The organism is Paenibacillus algorifonticola (assembly GCF_000971975.1).
GTDB classification, from domain to species: domain Bacteria; phylum Bacillota; class Bacilli; order Paenibacillales; family Paenibacillaceae; genus Pristimantibacillus; species Pristimantibacillus algorifonticola.
The window spans coordinates 1-1,454 of record NZ_LAQO01000092.1; the positions used below are offsets into that span (position 1 = coordinate 1).

The window sequence follows — 1,454 nt, forward strand, 5'->3', positions numbered from 1 at the left end:
TTGCTTCCTCGCTACACTGAATGCCCAATGTCTGTTACATAGAGAAATGGTGCATACTGCCCAGTAAGAATAGTAATAGGGTGGTATGGACCATGTGGAGTTCATTAAGCAATAAAGATAATCTAATTACAGGTATGTTCAAGACCGCATTAGCCCTTGAAGAACCCTGGCAGTTAACGCATATCGAGTATGATGATCAAGATGAGGCATGGCACTTATTTATTGACTTTGAACGCGGAGCCGAATTCGCTTGTCCAACTTGCGGATCAGCAAGCAAGGCCTACGATGCTGAACGGAAAACCTGGCGGCATCTCGACTTCTGGAACTGGAAAACCTATATGCATGCCAGAGTGCCGAGAACAAACTGCAAAAGCTGCAATAAGGTGACGCTGGTTCCCGTGAAGTGGTCTCGTTCACAGTCTCATTTCACTTTACAATTTGACGCTTGGGCGATGCGCTTAATGGCTGAGATGCCAGTTAACGCTGCAGCTCGCGAGTTACGTGAGCACGATACACGCATGTGGCGAATTTTCCATCACTACGTCGATCAAGCCATGGCTGAACTGGATTTAACGCATGTAAAACGGATTGCAGTCGATGAAACCTCGTCACGTCGCGGGCATCGCTACGTGACATTATTCGTGGATGTAGATACCAAGATCGTGCTGTTCGCAACCGAGGGAAAGGGCAAAGATTCGCTTGCACGTTTCAAACAACATTTGCTTCAGAAGAACGTAAATGCCGCGCAAATAAAGGAAATCTGCTGTGATATGTCGGTTGCATTCATTCGTGGAATTGAAGAGCAGTTTCCCACCGCAGAAATTACATTCGATAAATTTCATATCATGAAGATGGTCAATGAAGCCGTCGATGACGTACGCATCGCCGAGCAAAAAGAAGCTCCGCAGTTAAAACGGACGAAGTATTTATGGTTAAAAAATGAAAGCAATTTAAAGGCAGAACAGAAAGAAGCGCTCCAAAACCTGAAGGACAGTAATCTGAAGACGGGAAGAGCATACCGCCTTAAATTGGCTTTGCAGGATTTATGGACAACGCAGCACTTACTTGCTGATGTTTATTTACGGGAGTGGATGAGTTGGGCTAAGCGCTCGCAACTACAACCCATGATTGATCTTGCTAAGTCCATTAAACAACATGAAGAAGGTATTCTTCGCTGGTTTCACAGCAAAATGACAAATGGTCTGCTTGAGGGAATTAATGGCCTCGTGCAAGCTGCAAAACGCCGAGCCCGAGGCTACCGTAATGTTGAGAACCTCATTGCGATGGTCTACATGACGGCTAACAAACTGCGTATGCCGTCACTCGCTGCACGAAGAACCTAGATACGTTTTTCCCATTCCCCTTTTTTACCAGTGGTTTATAAATCTCTTGAAGTGGAACGTATCTATGAAGCCATTCTAGTCTGTGGTACCCATCCAGTAGAGCGAAGAGCC

Annotated in this window: 1 protein-coding gene; it reads left to right on the top strand. The window is 45.7% G+C overall.

Annotated features, from left to right (window positions below):
* The first annotated feature begins 92 nt into the window (after window positions 1-92).
* The gene (locus WH37_RS33060) at window positions 93-1,343 is read left to right on the top strand and encodes an ISL3 family transposase (protein WP_046234931.1); all 1,251 of its coding nucleotides are present in this window, start codon (window positions 93-95) and stop codon (window positions 1,341-1,343) included.
* Window positions 1,344-1,454 lie beyond the last annotated feature (111 nt).